Source organism: Candidatus Infernicultor aquiphilus, from assembly GCF_002784285.1.
GTDB classification, from domain to species: domain Bacteria; phylum Atribacterota; class Phoenicimicrobiia; order Phoenicimicrobiales; family Phoenicimicrobiaceae; genus Infernicultor; species Infernicultor aquiphilus.
This window is the reverse complement of sequence record NZ_PFKO01000330.1, coordinates 1-1,145: the sequence shown is the minus strand read 5'-3', so window position 1 is coordinate 1,145 and position 1,145 is coordinate 1. Positions and strand designations below refer to the sequence as shown.

Annotated in this window: 1 protein-coding gene and 1 pseudogene; both read left to right on the top strand. The window is 35.2% G+C overall.

Going from position 1 to position 1,145, the window contains the following annotated elements; translation table 11 throughout:
- Positions 1 to 160: 160 nt before the first annotated feature.
- The gene (locus COZ07_RS09175; RefSeq protein WP_406608263.1) at positions 161 to 706 is read left to right on the top strand and encodes a type 4a pilus biogenesis protein PilO; all 546 of its coding nucleotides are present in this window, start codon (positions 161 to 163) and stop codon (positions 704 to 706) included.
- Between the two features lies 1 nt (position 707).
- Positions 708 to 1,145 (top strand): annotated as a pseudogene (locus tag COZ07_RS09170) (hypothetical protein); the annotation flags it as partial.

Sequence of the window (1,145 nt, the reverse complement as noted above, 5' to 3'; positions counted from 1 at the left end):
GGGCTCGCAATGACAATATACGAGATTGCCACGCTCCCTGCGGTCACTCGCAATGACAGTACGCTTTACAAGTTTTTGTAGGGGTTCGATTCATCGAACCCGTTTCGGGTCGGATAAATCCGACCCCTACAATAATATAAAATACGAGGTATTTTTTTAAATGAAACTATCTAAAGGTATGACCGCATTTATAATTTTTATTGCATTTATCTATGTTAATTATACTTATGTATATCAACCGAGAATACAAAAGATTGAACAATTGGACAGAGATATTGCGATTACCAACCAAAAGATTATTGAAGGTAAAAGAATTGAGGCAAGACTTGGTCCTTCAAAGGAAGAATACCAGGCTTTATTGAAAAAATTAGAATTTTTAGAAGTGATGTTACCCAAAGAAAAAGAAATACCTGATTTATTGGTGATGATTCAGGATACCCTAAATGAATTTAACGTTGATTTTACTACTTTTACTCCTCAGAATATTTCCTGGGAGAAAGATATAATTTACGGAAAAATGCCCATAGCTATGAGTTTAACCGCCAGCTATTTTGATTTGATAGCTTATTTAGATAGGATAGAGAACCTTCCTCGAATAATTGATGTTCAATCATTAAACTTAAGCAAGGCAGGAAGTGAAGCCGATAAATTAAATATTTCTATAAATATGTTTGTCTATGTTTTGAGAAAAGAAGGTTCCGAATAGAATGAGAAAAATATCTTTGGGAAATTTATTTAAAAAATCAAAAGCGGGTGGAAATAAAAAGAGTAAAATGTTAATTCTTTTATTAGTTCTTATAGTAGCTGCTGGTGCAATTTACTGGTGGGGATATCCTCTTTTATTTCCTGATACTTCTGTGAAGTCTCCTATTACCCCGGCTACTGTGACAACTCCCGTTCCCACTGCAGTTACTCCGAAAGTAGAACCTGAACCAGAGGTAAAAGAAAAGACCGAATTTGAAATTGAGATGGAAAAGAGGGAACTGGGGTATACGAGTAAGATATTTGTTTATGAACCGTATCAACCACCAAGTAATCGAAATCCTTTCCAGAAGGTGAGTACTTCTTATTATTCAGAAGAAACAATTAAGAGTGGAGAAGAGGCAGATATCTTAAGATTCCCCAAACCAGAATTACCTCCGGGA

Bases quoted from the DNA above. Each gene is read 5' to 3' on its own strand.
- COZ07_RS09175 (WP_406608263.1), top strand. From the start codon at position 161: ATGAAACTATCTAAAGGTATGACCGCATTTATAATTTTTATTGCATTT.